The organism is Telluria mixta (genome assembly GCF_029223865.1).
Taxonomy (GTDB): Bacteria; Pseudomonadota; Gammaproteobacteria; order Burkholderiales; family Burkholderiaceae_D; genus Telluria; species Telluria mixta.
The window spans coordinates 7,017,042-7,031,225 of record NZ_CP119520.1 but is presented as its reverse complement, the minus strand read 5'-3'; the positions used below and the strand labels follow the sequence as shown (position 1 = coordinate 7,031,225).

The 14,184-nt window shown below is 66.5% G+C and carries 14 protein-coding genes and 4 tRNA genes; 10 read left to right on the top strand and 8 right to left on the bottom strand.

The window, feature by feature from the left end; all coding sequences use genetic code 11:
* Positions 1-10: 10 nt before the first annotated feature.
* The 4 genes from P0M04_RS30885 (at position 11) to tssA (ending at position 4,695) form a co-directional block, all read left to right on the top strand.
* Complete coding sequence (locus P0M04_RS30885; RefSeq protein ID WP_259450363.1) at positions 11-502, top strand: Hcp family type VI secretion system effector; 492 nt, start codon at positions 11-13, stop codon at positions 500-502.
* Between the two features lie 71 nt (positions 503-573).
* Entirely contained in the window at positions 574-1,068 is a 495-nt protein-coding gene (gene tssE, locus P0M04_RS30880; RefSeq protein WP_259450362.1) for a type VI secretion system baseplate subunit TssE, read from the top strand.
* The gene (gene tssH / locus P0M04_RS30875; RefSeq protein WP_259450361.1) at positions 1,053-3,704 is read left to right on the top strand and encodes a type VI secretion system ATPase TssH; all 2,652 of its coding nucleotides are present in this window, start codon (positions 1,053-1,055) and stop codon (positions 3,702-3,704) included. The genes tssE and tssH overlap by 16 nt, the downstream gene beginning before the upstream one ends.
* A 10-nt stretch (positions 3,705-3,714) precedes the next feature.
* On the top strand, positions 3,715-4,695 hold the full coding sequence (gene tssA / locus P0M04_RS30870; protein ID WP_259450360.1) for a type VI secretion system protein TssA: 981 nt from the start codon (positions 3,715-3,717) through the stop codon (positions 4,693-4,695).
* Between the two features lie 4 nt (positions 4,696-4,699).
* On the opposite strand, the gene phaP is transcribed toward tssA, so the two are convergent.
* Positions 4,700-5,257, bottom strand: a complete 558-nt coding sequence (phaP, locus tag P0M04_RS30865) for a TIGR01841 family phasin (RefSeq protein ID WP_259450359.1) — start codon at positions 5,255-5,257, stop codon at positions 4,700-4,702.
* Positions 5,258-5,316: 59 nt separating this feature from the next.
* Positions 5,317-5,520, bottom strand: a complete 204-nt coding sequence (locus tag P0M04_RS30860) for a hypothetical protein (RefSeq protein ID WP_259450358.1) — start codon at positions 5,518-5,520, stop codon at positions 5,317-5,319.
* Positions 5,521-5,603: 83 nt separating this feature from the next.
* Here P0M04_RS30860 and cueR point away from each other — a divergent pair, with 83 nt between their 5' ends.
* Positions 5,604-6,008 (top strand): Cu(I)-responsive transcriptional regulator, encoded by a 405-nt coding sequence (gene cueR, locus P0M04_RS30855; protein WP_259450357.1) that lies wholly within the window; start codon positions 5,604-5,606, stop codon positions 6,006-6,008.
* A gap of 59 nt (positions 6,009-6,067) precedes the next feature.
* Positions 6,068-6,955, top strand: a complete 888-nt coding sequence (locus tag P0M04_RS30850) for an alpha/beta hydrolase (protein WP_259450356.1) — start codon at positions 6,068-6,070, stop codon at positions 6,953-6,955.
* 97 nt (positions 6,956-7,052) lie between these two features.
* Here P0M04_RS30850 and P0M04_RS30845 read toward each other — a convergent pair.
* From P0M04_RS30845 to P0M04_RS30830, 4 genes are all read right to left on the bottom strand, one after another.
* Positions 7,053-7,137 (bottom strand) — tRNA-Leu (locus tag P0M04_RS30845).
* Positions 7,138-7,176: 39 nt separating this feature from the next.
* Positions 7,177-7,261 (bottom strand) — tRNA-Leu (locus tag P0M04_RS30840).
* A gap of 37 nt (positions 7,262-7,298) precedes the next feature.
* Positions 7,299-7,383 (bottom strand) — tRNA-Leu (locus P0M04_RS30835).
* Between the two features lie 30 nt (positions 7,384-7,413).
* Positions 7,414-7,498, bottom strand: a tRNA-Leu gene (locus tag P0M04_RS30830).
* Between the two features lie 342 nt (positions 7,499-7,840).
* Between P0M04_RS30830 and rnr the strand changes: the two genes are divergently transcribed.
* The 4 genes from rnr (at position 7,841) to P0M04_RS30810 (ending at position 12,714) form a co-directional block, all read left to right on the top strand.
* Positions 7,841-10,396 carry a ribonuclease R gene (gene rnr, locus P0M04_RS30825; RefSeq protein ID WP_259450355.1) on the top strand — a complete coding sequence of 852 codons (2,556 nt, stop codon included), beginning with the start codon at positions 7,841-7,843 and terminating at the stop codon, positions 10,394-10,396.
* 3 nt (positions 10,397-10,399) lie between these two features.
* Positions 10,400-11,146: a 23S rRNA (guanosine(2251)-2'-O)-methyltransferase RlmB gene (gene rlmB / locus P0M04_RS30820; protein WP_259450354.1), complete on the top strand. Its 747-nt coding sequence runs from the start codon at positions 10,400-10,402 to the stop codon at positions 11,144-11,146.
* Positions 11,147-11,249: 103 nt separating this feature from the next.
* Positions 11,250-11,987, top strand: coding sequence for a serine O-acetyltransferase (cysE, locus tag P0M04_RS30815; RefSeq protein WP_259450353.1), 738 nt, complete (start codon positions 11,250-11,252; stop codon positions 11,985-11,987).
* Positions 11,988-12,024: 37 nt separating this feature from the next.
* Positions 12,025-12,714, top strand: coding sequence for a YceH family protein (locus P0M04_RS30810; RefSeq protein WP_259450352.1), 690 nt, complete (start codon positions 12,025-12,027; stop codon positions 12,712-12,714).
* On the opposite strand, the gene P0M04_RS30805 is transcribed toward P0M04_RS30810, so the two are convergent.
* Positions 12,674-13,441, bottom strand: a complete 768-nt coding sequence (locus tag P0M04_RS30805) for a hypothetical protein (RefSeq protein WP_259450351.1) — start codon at positions 13,439-13,441, stop codon at positions 12,674-12,676. The genes P0M04_RS30810 and P0M04_RS30805 overlap by 41 nt on opposite strands.
* Positions 13,438-14,184, bottom strand: a complete 747-nt coding sequence (locus P0M04_RS30800) for a hypothetical protein (RefSeq protein WP_259450350.1) — start codon at positions 14,182-14,184, stop codon at positions 13,438-13,440. Before P0M04_RS30800 ends, P0M04_RS30805 begins: the two co-directional genes overlap by 4 nt.

The window sequence follows — 14,184 nt, the reverse complement described above, 5'->3', positions numbered from 1 at the left end:
GGAGTAGAACATGGCAATTGACGTGTACCTGCAAATCGACGGCATCAAGGGTGAATCGGCCGACGACAAGCACAAGGACTGGATCGAGTGCAAATCGGTCAACTGGGGCGTGACCCAACCCAAGTCCGCCACGGCGTCGACAGGCGGTGGCCATACGGCCGAGCGCTGCGAGCACGAGGAAATCGAGATCGCCAAGCTGGCCGACCTGTCTTCGCCGCTGCTGCTGCAGACCTGCTCGTCGGGCAAGACCATCCCGAAGGCGAAGTTCGAATTCATGCGTGCCGACGGGCAGGGCGAACGCGTCAAGTACTTCGAGATCGAGATCGAGAACGTGCTGATCGGTTCCGTCAAGCCGGCGGTCGCGGAAGGCGATTTCCTGCACGAGAAGGTCGGCCTGAAATTCTCGAAGATCAAATGGAAGTACACCCAGCAGAAGATCGGCGGCGGCGCCGGCGGCAATACGTCCGGCGGCTGGGATCTTGCCACGAACCGGGTCGTCTGAATACGTCTTCCCCGCGTCTTCCGCGGCCTCCGGGCCGCGGTTTTTTTACTACCGTTTGAAACGGAGCAGCGATGACCTATCTTCCCGGCCTGCTCGACCGCCTGATGGGTGAGCGGGCCCATCCCAGCCGCGCCGGTGTCGAGCAACTCAAGGACAATGTTGCGCGCGACCTGGAAGCCCTGCTGAACGCCCGCGCCGGCCTGCCGCCCGAAGCCTTCGACGCGTGGCCCCTCGCACGCGCCTCCATCCTGAACTATGGCCTGACCGACTTCGCCGCGTTCTCCCTGTCGAGCAGCGAGGACCGGGCCGCGATCTGCGCCTGCCTGAAGGACGCGATCGAGCGCCACGAACCGCGCCTGAAGAACGTCAGCGCGACCCTGGCTTCCGGGCAGGGCAGCGTCAACCGCCTGAATTTCGTGATCAACGCGACCCTGCACGCCGGTCCCGGCGCCGCTGTCGTACCGGTCAATTTCAACGCCGTGCTGCAGCCTGACTCGCTGAACTACGCGGTCAGCAAGGCCGCTCCGTCAACTCCACAAAGGACCTCGACATGGATATCAACCTGAAGACCCTGATCGCCAAGCTGAACGACGTCACGCGCTCCGCCGCCACGCGCGCGGCCGGCATCTGCGTGGGGCTCGGCCAGTACGAAGTCGACATCGAGCACGTGTTCCTCGCGCTGCTGGAGCAGCCCGGGAGCGACCTCGTGGTGGTGGCGCGCGCGGCCGACGTCAGCCTGACGGGCCTCGAATCCGATCTGCGCAAGGAGGTGGAACGCCTGCCGTCGGGCAGCGCGCGCACGCCCGTGTTCTCGCGCCATTTGCCGGTGCTGTTCGAGCATGCGTGGCTGATCGCGTCACTCGGCGCATCGGGGCAGCCGCAGCATATCCGCAGCGGTCACCTGCTGCTCGCGCTGCTGACGGAGCCGGGCCTCGCGCAACTGGCCCAGCGCGCGTCGCGCCATTTCGCCGGCTTCCCGCTCGACCGCCTGAAACACGATTTCGACAAGCTGACGCACGGCTCCGACGAAGCACCCGCCGTGATGGCCGCCGCCCCGGCGCCGTCCGCGGACCCCGTCACCGAACTGCAGGGGAGCGCGCACGGCAAGACGCCCGCGCTCGACCAGTACACGACCTGCCTCACGGCGCGCGCGCGCGAAGGCAGGCTCGATCCCGTGATCGGGCGCGACGCCGAGATCCGGCAAGTGATCGACATCCTCATGCGCCGGCGCCAGAACAACCCGATCCTGACGGGCGAGGCGGGCGTGGGCAAGACGGCCGTCGTCGAAGGCCTCGCGCTGCGCATCGCGCAGGGCGACGTGCCGGATGTCCTGCGTGGCGTTGAGATCCACACGCTGGATCTCGGCCTGCTGCAGGCCGGTGCCAGCGTCAAGGGCGAGTTCGAGAACCGCCTGAAGAACGTGATCGACGAGGTGAAGAAAAGCCTGCATCCGATCATCCTGTTCATCGACGAGGCGCACACGATGATCGGCGCGGGCGGTACGGCCGGCCAGAACGATGCGGCCAACCTGCTGAAGCCCGCGCTGGCGCGCGGCGAGTTGCGCACCGTGGCCGCCACCACGTGGAGCGAGTACAAAAAGTATTTTGAAAAGGATGCCGCGCTGGCACGCCGGTTCCAGGTCGTGAAGGTCGAGGAACCGGACGAGGAAACGGCGAGCGCGATGCTGCGTGCGATGGCGCCGCTGATGGAGGCGCACTTCGGCGTGCGCATCTACGACGAGGCCATCGTGGAAGCCGTGCGCCTGTCGCGCCGCTACATCAGCGGGCGCCAGTTGCCGGACAAGGCGGTCAGCGTGCTCGATACGGCGTGCGCCAAGGTCGCGCTGGGCCAGAAGGCCACGCCCGCCGTGCTGGAGGATTGCGCGCGCACGGTGGAGCGTCTCGATGCGCGCATCCAGGCCCTCGTGCGCGAAGAGAGCGCGGGCGCGGACCATGGTGCCGTGTTGACCGCGCTGCACGCGGAGCGGGCCACGGCGCTGGACGAACAGGACCGCCTGCGCGCGCGCTGGGATGCCGAGCAGGCGCTGTGCGCCGAGATCCACGCGATGCGCGCGCGGCTTGAGGCGGGGCAGGAAGCGGGGCAGGGCGACAGTCCCGCGCTGCGCGCGAAGATCGCGGAACTGCATGCGCTGCAGGGCGAGACGCCGCTCGTGCCCGTGCAGGTCGACGGCCAGACGGTGGCCGCCATCGTCGCCGCCTGGACCGGCATTCCGCTCGGGCGCATGGTGAAGGACGAGATCCGCACCGTGATGAATCTGCAGGGCTTGCTGGACGAGCGGATCCTCGGCCAGGGTCACGCCAGCGGCATCGTCGCCCAGCGCGTGCGCACGGCGCGCGCGAACCTCGAGGATCCCAACAAGCCGAAGGGCGTATTCCTGTTCGTCGGCACGTCCGGCGTGGGCAAGACGGAGACGGCGCTCGCGCTCGCGGACCTGCTGTACGGCGGCGAACGGAAGCTCGTGACGATCAACATGAGCGAATACCAGGAAGCGCACAGCGTCTCCGGCCTGAAAGGCTCGCCGCCGGGCTACGTCGGCTATGGCGAAGGCGGCGTGCTGACGGAAGCCGTGCGCCGCAATCCGTACAGCGTCGTGCTGCTGGATGAAGTCGAAAAGGCGCATGCCGACGTGCTCGAACTGTTCTTCCAGGTGTTCGACAAGGGCGTGCTGGACGACGCGGAAGGCCGCCAGATCGACTTTCGCAACACGATCATCATCCTGACGTCGAATGCGGCGTCGAGCCAGATCATGCAGGCCTGCCTGAACAAGGCACCTGGCGAGCGCCCTACGCCGGACCAGCTGGCGGAACTGATCCGGCCGAGCCTCATGAAGCACTTCAAACCCGCGTTCCTCGGCCGCCTGACGGTGGTGCCGTTCTATCCGATCGACGATGCCGTCCTCTCCAACATCGTCCGGCTCAAGCTGGACCGCATCAAGCAGCGCGTGGCCGTCAACCACAACGCCCGCTTCGAATACGACGACGCGCTCGTGGCGGCCGTGCTGGCACGCTGCACCGAGGTCGACTCGGGCGCGCGCAACGTCGACACGATCCTGAATGGCACGCTGCTGCCCGAGATCGCGGACGCCGTGCTGGCGCGCATGGCGGAAGGCGGTGCGATCGGCCGGGTGAAAGTCGGCGCCACCAAAACGGGCAAGATCAGGTACGCCGTCGAACCGGCGTGAGGAGGTCACCATGTTGAACCTGGAACGGCTGCTCGCGCCCGTCAGCGCGGACAAGCCCTGCGGCGACGACCTCGCGTTTTCCAGCGAGATCGACGCCATCGTGCGTGCGCGCCAGGCCGACGATCCGTCGCTGGAGCAGGGCGCCTGGGTCACGGAGCTGAAGGAGGCGGACTGGAAGTTCGTCGGCCGGGAGTGCGCCCGGCTGATCGAACAGCGCAGCAAGGACTTGCAGCTGGCCGTCTGGCTGGCCGAGGCCAGCGTGCAGACGGCCGGCGTGCGCGCGCTCGCCGACAGCCTGCTTCTCATCGCCATGCTGTGCGAGCGTTACTGGGATGGGCTGTATCCGCTGCCGGACGAGGATGGTGCCGAGCGCCGCATCGGCAACCTCGCGTGGCTGGCCGCGCGCATTGCGCCCTGGCTGCGCGCCGTGCCGCTCACCGAAGGCGCGGACGGCCGGTCGCTCAGCGATTTCGACGTCGCGCGCATGCAGGGCGCCGACGCGCTCGCGAAGCTGGAAGGGGCGCGCCAGCGCACGTCGCAGGCGTTTTATGCGAACCTGATGCGCGACTGCGAGCATTGCGCAGACGCCATCGACCGGCTGGAAAAGAGCGTCGACGCGGCGGTGGGGACGGACGGTCCCAGTTTCGGTGCCGCGCGCTCGGGACTGGAAAGCCTCGTCCTGTTCATCAAGCCGGCATTGAAGGAAGCGGTGCCGGCCCCCGGCGCGACCGACGTCGTCGTCATGGGGGCGGCGCGGGCGCCGGCGGCGGACGGGCCGCTGCAAACTCGCACCCAGGCGCTGGCCCAGCTGCGCGCGGTGGCCGACTACTTCCGCCGCACGGAGCCGCACAGCCCGGTCGCCTACCTGGCCGACAAGGCCGCGCAGTGGGGCGAGCAACCGCTGCACGTGTGGCTGCGGTCGGTGGTGAAGGACGACGCGGCATTCGCCCACATCGAAGAGATGCTGGGCGTGGGGACCCCGCCGTCCTGACCGCTCAATGCGCCGTTGGCGGTTGCGACTGGGCGGCTTTCAGCCGCTCGGTCGCGCTCGCGACCTCCTCCTCGACGCGGCGCATGGCCTCGCGGGTCGATTGCGTCACCTGCTCGTAGCCCTTGAACGCATTCTCGATCGCGGCCTTGATGATTTCCACCGCGTTTTCCTGGCCCGGCTTGACGTTTTGCGTGACGTCGTAGATCAGCGCGGACAGGGTGTTTTTCGCTTCGGCCAGATGGGTATCGGCGGCCTGCTCGAATTCGCTCTTGATGTCGCCGATGATCTGCTTGAGCTGTTCGCCATAGGCCGTCGCTTCCGTCACGCCCGGCTGCACGCGCGCCTGCAGGGCATCGATGGCCGTCTTCGGGTCCGGCGCCTGGCTGAACTGGCGGCTGGCCTCCAGCGTGTTTTCCATCGATTGCTTGGCGGTCGCCAGGTTCAGCGCCACCACCTGCTCGACGCCCTGCACGGCCTTGGTGGCCAAGGCATTGAAAGTCTGCATCTGCAGGTCGAACAGGGTCTTGGTGGCGTTTGCGAATTGCTCGGGGTTGTTGAACATCGATTTCTCCTCGGTTAGGGGACTACGGCGACCTTCGTGTTGCTGACTCCTCTGGTGGATTATTTAGCAGGCAATGGTTTTTCGCAACGGGCGTCACGATACGGCCCATCGGCGCGCGCCCAGCCTTCGCCGAGCGGCGTCTGCGAACAGACGATCGCGCCCGTGCTCTTGCTGTGCCAGTGATACCACGGCGCCGGGGCCGCGTTCAGGACGACGGGGCCGGCCAGTGCAAGGCCCAATGCGATGAGTAAAGTCTTCTTCATGGTTCGTCGAGCTTAACCGCTTGGCGCGGCAAGTCAAGCGACCCCTTGAGCTTCCCATCGTGGGAAGGTGTATGCTGGCGTTCATGAACGACACATATTTCAACATCGGCGAGGCGGCCAGGGCGTCCGGCGTGACGGCGAAGATGGTGCGTCATTACGAATCCATCGGCCTGCTGCCGCCGGCGCGGCGCACGGAGGCGGGCTACCGGCTGTACGGCGGCGACGACGTGCGCATGCTGCAATTCATCCACCGCGGCCGCGCGCTGGGCTTTTCGCTGGACCAGATCGCGGACCTGCTGGCGCTGTGGCGCGACAAGCACCGTGCCAGCGCCGACGTGCGCCGCCTGGCACTGGAACACATCGCCGAGCTGGACCGCAAGATCGCGGAGCTGGAAGCAATGAAGCGCACCCTTGCCAACCTGGCCAGTTCCTGTCACGGCGACGCCCGTTCCGATTGCCCGATCCTGGACGACCTGGCGGCCCACTGAGTCAGCCCACTGGATCATCCGGCTGGACCGGACGCAAGCATTGCGGTCTAATGATCGACATGCCGCTCCGCCTGCCGCTCTCCGCCTGCCTGATCGCTCTTGCCGTCCTCGTGTTGGTTGGCGCCGCTATCGTGTGGGCGATCGGTTCGAAACTGATCGCGGTCGAACCGCGGCAAGTGGCGCTGGCCAGCCCCGGCTTCGAAGACGTGCTGCTGCGTGCGGCGCCGGACCAGCGTGTCGCGAGTTCCTGGCTGCCGGGGCGGGGCCGCGGCGCCGTCCTGCTGCTGCACGGAATCCACGGCGACCGCCGCGACATGGCCGACCGCGCCCGTTTCCTCAACGACCAGGGCTATGCCGTCCTGCTGATCGACCTGCCGGGCCAGGGTGCCAGTACGGCGTCCTTCGTCACGTTCGGCCTGCGCGAGGCGGATGGTGTCCGGGCCGCGCTCGAGGAGCTCAGGCGCCGCGCGCCGGGGCAGAGGATTGGCGTGATCGGCGTGTCGCTGGGCGCGGCGGCGCTCGTGCTGTGCCGCGACTGCCCGCCCGTCGATGCGGTCGTGCTGGAATCGATGTATCCGACGATCGAGGAAGCCGTCGCCAACCGCCTGCGCATGCGTCTGGGGCCCGTGGGCGGGCCGCTGTCCGCGCTGCTGCTGTGGCAATTGCCGCTGCGGCTCAGTATCCGGCCGGATGCGCTGCACCCGATCAAATACGTGGGACAGGTGAAGGCGCCGGTGCTGATCGCGTCCGGCAGCGCCGACCTGCACACGACCCTGGCCGAAACGCAGCGGCTCTACGAGGCCGCCGCGCAGCCGAAAGCATTGTGGGTGGTGAAGGGCGCCGCGCACGTGAACCTGCATGCGTACGCGCGCGAGGAATACGAGCGGCGCATCGGCGCGTTTCTGGCGGCGCATCTGGATCCGGTCGCGGTCGGCGACGTACGCTGAAACGCAAAACGCCGCAATCCTTTTGCAAAGATTGCGGCGTTTTGCGCCAGTATCCTGGTGGTCTTCAAGACCGGGTCGCGATCGACCGGGTAGCTTTTGGTGCCCACGGAGGGACTCGAACCCCCACACCTCGCGGCACATGGACCTGAACCATGCGCGTCTACCAATTCCGCCACGTGGGCATGCAAAACATCAAAACGTACAACAACTACGGTAGCTTCTGGTGCCCACGGAGGGACTCGAACCCCCACACCTCGCGGCACATGGACCTGAACCATGCGCGTCTACCAATTCCGCCACGTGGGCATGCAAAATCAAACGTACAACAACTACAGGTAGCTTTTGGTGCCCACGGAGGGACTCGAACCCCCACACCTCGCGGCACATGGACCTGAACCATGCGCGTCTACCAATTCCGCCACGTGGGCATACAAAACAACCTTGCAATGCTCGCCAGCTGGTGCCCACGGAGGGACTCGAACCCCCACACCTCGCGGCACATGGACCTGAACCATGCGCGTCTACCAATTCCGCCACGTGGGCATTGGACCGCTTTGCTTGCATTGCTCGACGTTGCCGTCGAATTCCGCTACGATATCAGGCTTTGCCATTTTGCGCTAGACCAACTTTCGTTCGATCTCGGCGCGCATCGCCTGCGTAGCATCTTCGTTTCCGGCTGGGCCGTTTCCGAAGAGACCGAGAGTATAGCGGATGGATGGCAAATGTCAAAGACCCTCCGAACAGGACATTCCCTGCACGGTTCATGGACGACGTTAGGCGAATTCGCCGGTCCTCCGTTACACTACGCGTGCCTACGTGTCAATGTAACGATATCCGCGCTGTCAGACGGACGGCGCCACCACTGAGAAGATAAAGAATACAAATTTGAAGCACCCAACTCATACCATTCCAAGCCGCGAGGAAATCCTCGGCGTGTTCCGCGAAGCCAAGGGGCCGCTCGACAGCGGTGCCCTGGCCCGAGCCCTGCAAGTCAACCCGGAAGCGGAAGGCGTGCTGGCGCGCCGCTTGAATGCGATGGAGCGCGACGGCCAGTTGCGCGCCAATCCGGCGGGCGAATTCGCGCTTACGGACCACTCCAGTTTCATTTCCGGCCGCATCAGCGCGCACCGCGACGGTTTCGGTTTCGTCATCCCGGACGAGGGCGGCGAAGACCTGTTCCTGCCCGATAAGGAAATGCAAAAAGTCCTGCACGGCGACCGCGTGCTGGCCCGCGTCGTCGGCACCGACCGCCGCGGCCGCGCCGAAGGCACGATCGTCGAAGTCACGGAACGCGCCAATACCCACGTCATCGGCCGCCTGCTGAACGAGAACGGCGTGTGGGTCGTCGCGCCGGAAGACAAGCGCATCGGCCAGGACATCCTCGTCAGCGGCTCCCCAGGCAAGGCCAAGTCCGGTCAGGTCGTCAGCGTCGAACTCCTGGAGCAGCCGTCGCGTTTCCGCCAGCCCACCGGCAAGATCGTCGAAGTGCTCGGCGAACTGGATGACCCGGGCATGGAGATCGAGATTGCCGTGCGCAAGTTCGGCGTGCCGCACATCTTCTCGCCGGCGGCCATCAAGCAGGCCAATAAACTGCCGAACGAAGTGCGCGACGCCGACCTCGCGGACCGCGTCGACCTGCGCGACGTGCCGCTCGTCACGATCGACGGCGAGGATGCGCGCGACTTCGACGATGCCGTCTACTGCGAACCCGTCAAGATCGGCCGCACGAAGGGTTATCGCCTGCTCGTCGCCATCGCCGACGTCAGCCACTACGTCAAGCCGAACGATGCGCTCGACGGCGACGCGATCGAACGCTCGACCTCTGTGTACTTCCCGCGCCGCGTGATCCCGATGTTGCCGGAAAAGCTGTCGAATGGCCTGTGCTCGCTGAATCCGGCCGTCGACCGTCTCACGCTCGTGTGCGATATGGTCGTCGCGATGGACGGCGAAGTGAAGGCCTACCAGTTCTATCCCGCTGTGATGCACTCGGCGGCGCGCCTGACCTATAACGAGGTTGCCGCCATCCTGGGCAACACGAACGGACCGGAAGCGGGCCGTCGTCCCGGCATCGTGCCGCACCTGCTGAACCTGAACGAAGTGTTCCGCGCGCTGCTGCAGGCACGCCAGGAGCGGGGCGCCATCGACTTCGAGACGACGGAGACGTACATCGTCTGCAATGCGATGGGCAAGATCGAGAAGATCCTGCCGCGTACCCGCAACGACGCGCACCGCCTGATCGAGGAATGCATGCTGGCCGCCAACGTGTGCGCGGCCGACTTCCTGATCCGCCACGACCAGCCGAGCACGTTCCGCATCCACGCGGTGCCGACCGAGGAAAAGCTGAACCAGCTGCGCACCTTCCTGAAGCAGGTGGGCCTGAACCTGGGCGGCGGCACGACGCCGCAGGCGCGCGATTACGCCGAGCTGATGCAGCGAATCAAGGAGCGTCCGGATGCCACGCTGCTGCAGACGATGCTGCTGCGTTCGATGCAGCAGGCCGTCTACAGCCCGGACAACGTCGGCCACTTCGGCCTCGCGTACGAAGCCTATGCGCACTTCACGAGCCCGATCCGCCGCTACCCGGACCTGCTGACGCACCGCGCCATCAAGGCCGTGCTGAAGGGCAAGAAATACGAGCCGACCGGCATCGACCTGTCGAAGCTGAACACGACCACGTCGAAGGCGGTGCGCAAGCAGGCCGCCAAGGACAAGGCGGAAGGCAGGCAGAAGGATCCGAAGGACCTGACGATCTGGGACGCGCTGGGCGTACACTGCTCGGCCAACGAGCGCCGTGCCGACGAAGCGTCGCGCGACGTCGAAAACTGGCTCAAGTGCTACTACATGAAGGATCGCCTCGGCGACGAATTCACGGGCGTGATCTCGGGCGTGACGCCGTTCGGCATCTTCGTCCAGCTCGACCAGTTGTTCGTCGAGGGTCTCGTGCACGTCACCGGCCTCGGCACGGATTACTTCCAATACGACGAAGCCCGCCACGAACTGCGCGGCGAGCGCACGGGGCAGGTGTACCAGCTGACGGGCCGTGTCACGGTGCAGGTGGCGCGCGTCGATCTGGAATCGCGCAAGATCGACCTCGTGCTCGCGCAGCCGAAGGCGGACGAGAAGGTCCCGGCGCCGCTGGAGCGTGCCCGCGCGGCCGCACTGGACGCCATGGAGCCGAAGCCGCCGCGTCGCCGCAAGGCGAAGGGCGCCGCTGTGCCGGTGTCGCAGCAGGAAGCCCGCGTGACGCCGGCCGAACCGTCCGCGTCGACGTTCGGCGCGACCGACGAGAGCGAAGAAGACGTCGTGTTCGTGCCGCCGACGCGCGGCCGCCGCACTCCTCGCAACACCGCACCCGCAGCAAAGCCGACCGCGACGAACAAGACCGCGGCGAAAAAAAGCGCTTCCACAAAGAGCGCCTCCAAAACCAGGAAGAAGAAGTAACGCATGAAAAATAAAATGATTTTTGGCTTCCACGCCGTCACCTCGCGTCTCCGCCACGAGGCCGCCAGTGTGGAAGAGATCTTCGTCGACGCAGGCCGCCAGGACCGCCGCATGCAGGACCTGATCGCCAACGCGAAATCGGCCGGCGTGCGCGTGATGCCCGTCGACGCCGAGCGCCTCGACAAGATCGTCGGCACCCGCCGCCACCAGGGCGTGATCGCGTTCGCGAGCCAGCTGTCACTGGCGCGCAACCTGGACGAGCTGCTGGATGCGGTGGAAGGCCCACCGCTGCTGCTGATCCTGGACGGCATCACCGACCCGCACAACCTGGGTGCCTGCCTGCGCGTGGCAGACGGCGTCGGCGCGCATGCCGTCATCGCCCCGAAAGACCGCTCCGTCGGCCTGAACGCGACGGCAGCCAAGGTGGCGAGCGGTGCCGCCGAGACCGTGCCGTACATCACCGTGACGAATCTGGCGCGCACGATGCGCGACCTGAAGGAACGGGGCATCTGGCTGATCGGCACGTCCGACGATGCCGACAAGGGCCTGTACGAAGGCGATTTCACGGGCCCGACGGCGCTCGTGATGGGCTCGGAGGGCGAGGGCATGCGCCGCCTGACCCGCGAGACCTGCGACCTGCTCGTTTCCATTCCCATGTTCGGCTCGGTCGAGAGCCTGAACGTCTCCGTGGCCTCGGGCGTCTGCCTGTACGAGGCACGCCGCCAGCGCCTGTCGCGCGAGCCGCAATAATCACTTTGGGTGGGCTCTTCGGGCTCACCCAAAATTGATTCCCTCATAAGCAAGTACGGCGCGGATAAGCTACCATGCTGTTTCACTTGCACGAATCACGACTATGTTTTCCAACCTGCGCGAAGATATCCAGAGCATCATCGAACGCGACCCTGCAGCCCGTAACGCATGGGAAGTGCTCACCTGCTACCCGGGCCTGCATGCCGTCGTCATGCACAGCTGGGCGCACGCGTGTTGGCGCGCCAATTTCCGCTGGCTGGGCAGGTTCATCTCGTACTTCGCGCGCGTTCTCACGGGCATCGAAATCCACCCGGGCGCGACGATCGGCCGCCGCGTGTTCATCGACCACGGCTTCGGCGTCGTGATCGGCGAGACGGCCGTCGTCGGCGACGATTGCACGATCTACCAGGGCGTCACCCTGGGCGGCACCACGCTCGTCGCGGGCACGAAGCGCCATCCGACGCTGGAGCGCGGGGTGATCGTGGGTGCCGGCGCGCAGGTGCTGGGCGCGTTCACGGTCGGCGAGTACGCGAAGGTGGGCTCGAATGCCGTCGTGGTCAAACCGGTCCCGGCCGGCGCGACGGCCGTCGGCAATCCGGCCCACATCGTGCGCAAGGAAGAGCAGACGCGCAGCGCCCAGATGTTCGCTGCTTACGGCGTCACGCCGAACGGCGACGATCCGTTGTCGAAGGCGCTGCGCAACCTGATCAATCACGTGGCCCAGCAGGACGAGCAGATCGAGCGCATGTGCGCGACGATGAAGGCGGCCGGCATCCGCTGCCATACGCCGGACGAGAGTGATAAACTCGACCAGGCACAACTGAACCGGCTCGTCGATTGAAGCGATCGGCGGGCGCCGAACCAACAAAGGACCACCGATGCAAGACGATATCCCGGGCAGCTTCGACCCGGCATCCGACCTCGACCCCAACGAAATCCGCGTCCTGGGCGTCCTCGCCGAAAAAGAGGCGCTGACGCCCGACAATTACCCCATGTCGCTGAATGCGGTGATGAACGGCTGCAACCAGCTGTCCAGCCGCGATCCCGTGATGCAGCTGTCGGAAGACGTCGTCCACGACACCCTGCAGCGCCTCATGCAGCGCAAGCTCGTGAACGGCATCGCGCAGGCCGGAGCGCGTGTCATCAAGTACGAGCACCGCATGCGCATCAAGTGGACGCTCGAGCAGGACAAGGTCGCCGTGCTGGCCGTGCTGATGCTGCGCGGCCTGCAGACGGCGGGCGAGATCCGCAGCCGCACGGGCCGTTTGCACGATTTCAAATCGGTGGCCGAGGTGGAAAGCGTGCTGCAATTCCTCATCGATAAGTACCCGCCGCTCGTCGTCCGCCTCGAACGCGCGCCCGGCACGAAGGAATTCCGCTACGGGCAATTGCTCGGCGGGCCGATCGACGTCGCGCGCATGGATGCGGGCGGTGCCGCGGCCGGCGGCTCGGCCGGCGGCTCGACGGGCGCCCGCGTGGCGCAGCTGGAGCAGGAAGTGATCGCGCTGCGCAGCGAAGTCGACGAACTCAAGGCGCAGTTCGCGGCGTTCCGTCAGCAGTTCGAGTAAGATCCTCGGGCGCGCCCTCGTCGAATCGCACGAGGGCGTCGTCCGGCCAGCTCGTATCGCCGATCGGCACCATCATGTTCCACCCGTGGGTTTCCAGTGTGCGCGACCGTTCGCCGTCGCGCAGCACCGCCCGCACGCCCGGCCGCGGCGCCAGCGTGCCATAGTTGAAATCCTTTTTGGCGCACCAGTCCGACGTCAGCATCAGCGTGTTGATCGCTGCCTTCGCCATGAACGGCATCTGGTCCTTGACGATGGCGATGGTCACGCGGCATTCCAGGCGCAGGTCGCCCAGCCGGCGGGTGTTGTCCGGCAGCCCTGCCGTGCGCACCTCCGGATGCCCCGTGTACAAGCCGTTCTTCTGGTTCAGGATGAACGTGGCGTCCGCATCGTACGCGGCCTGGTTGCGGCCCACGGCGAGGAGGCCGGCGGCGTCGATGGGCACGTCTTCCTGGAAGCTCCCGTCGTCGCTCGCGAGCCGCAGCCGCAAGCCGTCGCCTGCGTTTGCCGGGGCGCCCTCGGCGTGGCGCATGCGGAAGCGCAGGGTGGCGTGCGGCGCCAAGGCGCGGTGCGCGTCGAAGGCGTCGAGGCCGGCGACGACGCTGCGGTACGAGCGCATTTCCGGATCCGCGATGCCCTTGACCTGCACCGACGGCATGGGTTCGTCGGCATGCGCAGCCGGCAGGATGCAGGCGAGCGCGAACAACAAAGCGATACGTCTGGTTCTCATGGCGCGGCTCCTTCGGGCGCGACGAACGCCAGGTCGACGACGGCATCGTTCCCCCAGCTGGTGTCGTACAGCGGCAGTTCGAACTGGCGGTTCTTCACCTTCAGCGGCAGCGTGCGTTCGCCTTCGCGCAGCACGGCGGACGCCAGCGGCGATTCCACATTCACGGACCACGTGCGGTCCCGGTCCTTGAAGAAGCTGCACCAGTCGCCCGTCAGGAACACGGTGTTGGCCAGCGCGACAACCCAGAACGGCGCCTCCTTCTTGGCGACCGTGACGAAGACCTGGCATTCGAGCCGCAGGTCGCCCAGGCGGCGCTGGTTGTCGGCCAGGCCGGGCGTGCGCACGTAGGGCCAGACCCGGATCTCCTTGCGCTTGCGGCTCAGCACCAGCTCCGCGTTGGCGTCCCACGCCTGCTGGCTGCGCGGCACGTCGAACAGTGCATCGGCGCCGACCGGCAGTGCCAGCGTGAACTCGTCGGCGGTCAGCTTCGCCGTCGGCAGGTCGCCCTCCAGCAGGGCCCCGCCGGGCCGGCGCACGCGGAACCGCAGTTGCGGGACGCTGGGCGCCAGCGCGTGCTGCGCATCGAAGGTGTCGAGGCCGGCCGCGATGGCGCGGTACGAATGCATTTCCGGATTCTTGATCGCATTCACGTGCACCACGCCTTCGCGGTTGGCGCCCGGTTCGACGTCCTGGGCGGAGGCGGCCGCGGACAGCAGGGCGAGGGCGATGAGGACTGGGCGCAC

What these genes read in the sequence shown, in the direction of transcription:
- P0M04_RS30850 (WP_259450356.1), top strand. Translation starts at nt 6,068, where the DNA reads ATGCCGCTCCGCCTGCCGCTCTCCGCCTGCCTGATCGCTCTTGCCGTC.
- P0M04_RS30805 (WP_259450351.1), bottom strand. Translation starts at nt 13,441, where the DNA reads ATGAGAACCAGACGTATCGCTTTGTTGTTCGCGCTCGCCTGCATCCTG.
- cysE (WP_259450353.1), top strand. Translation starts at nt 11,250, where the DNA reads ATGTTTTCCAACCTGCGCGAAGATATCCAGAGCATCATCGAACGCGAC.
- rlmB (WP_259450354.1), top strand. Translation starts at nt 10,400, where the DNA reads ATGAAAAATAAAATGATTTTTGGCTTCCACGCCGTCACCTCGCGTCTC.
- P0M04_RS30810 (WP_259450352.1), top strand. Translation starts at nt 12,025, where the DNA reads ATGCAAGACGATATCCCGGGCAGCTTCGACCCGGCATCCGACCTCGAC.
- cueR (WP_259450357.1), top strand. Translation starts at nt 5,604, where the DNA reads ATGAACGACACATATTTCAACATCGGCGAGGCGGCCAGGGCGTCCGGC.
- P0M04_RS30860 (WP_259450358.1), bottom strand. Translation starts at nt 5,520, where the DNA reads ATGAAGAAGACTTTACTCATCGCATTGGGCCTTGCACTGGCCGGCCCC.
- phaP (WP_259450359.1), bottom strand. Translation starts at nt 5,257, where the DNA reads ATGTTCAACAACCCCGAGCAATTCGCAAACGCCACCAAGACCCTGTTC.
- tssE (WP_259450362.1), top strand. Translation starts at nt 574, where the DNA reads ATGACCTATCTTCCCGGCCTGCTCGACCGCCTGATGGGTGAGCGGGCC.
- P0M04_RS30885 (WP_259450363.1), top strand. Translation starts at nt 11, where the DNA reads ATGGCAATTGACGTGTACCTGCAAATCGACGGCATCAAGGGTGAATCG.
- tssH (WP_259450361.1), top strand. Translation starts at nt 1,053, where the DNA reads ATGGATATCAACCTGAAGACCCTGATCGCCAAGCTGAACGACGTCACG.
- tssA (WP_259450360.1), top strand. Translation starts at nt 3,715, where the DNA reads ATGTTGAACCTGGAACGGCTGCTCGCGCCCGTCAGCGCGGACAAGCCC.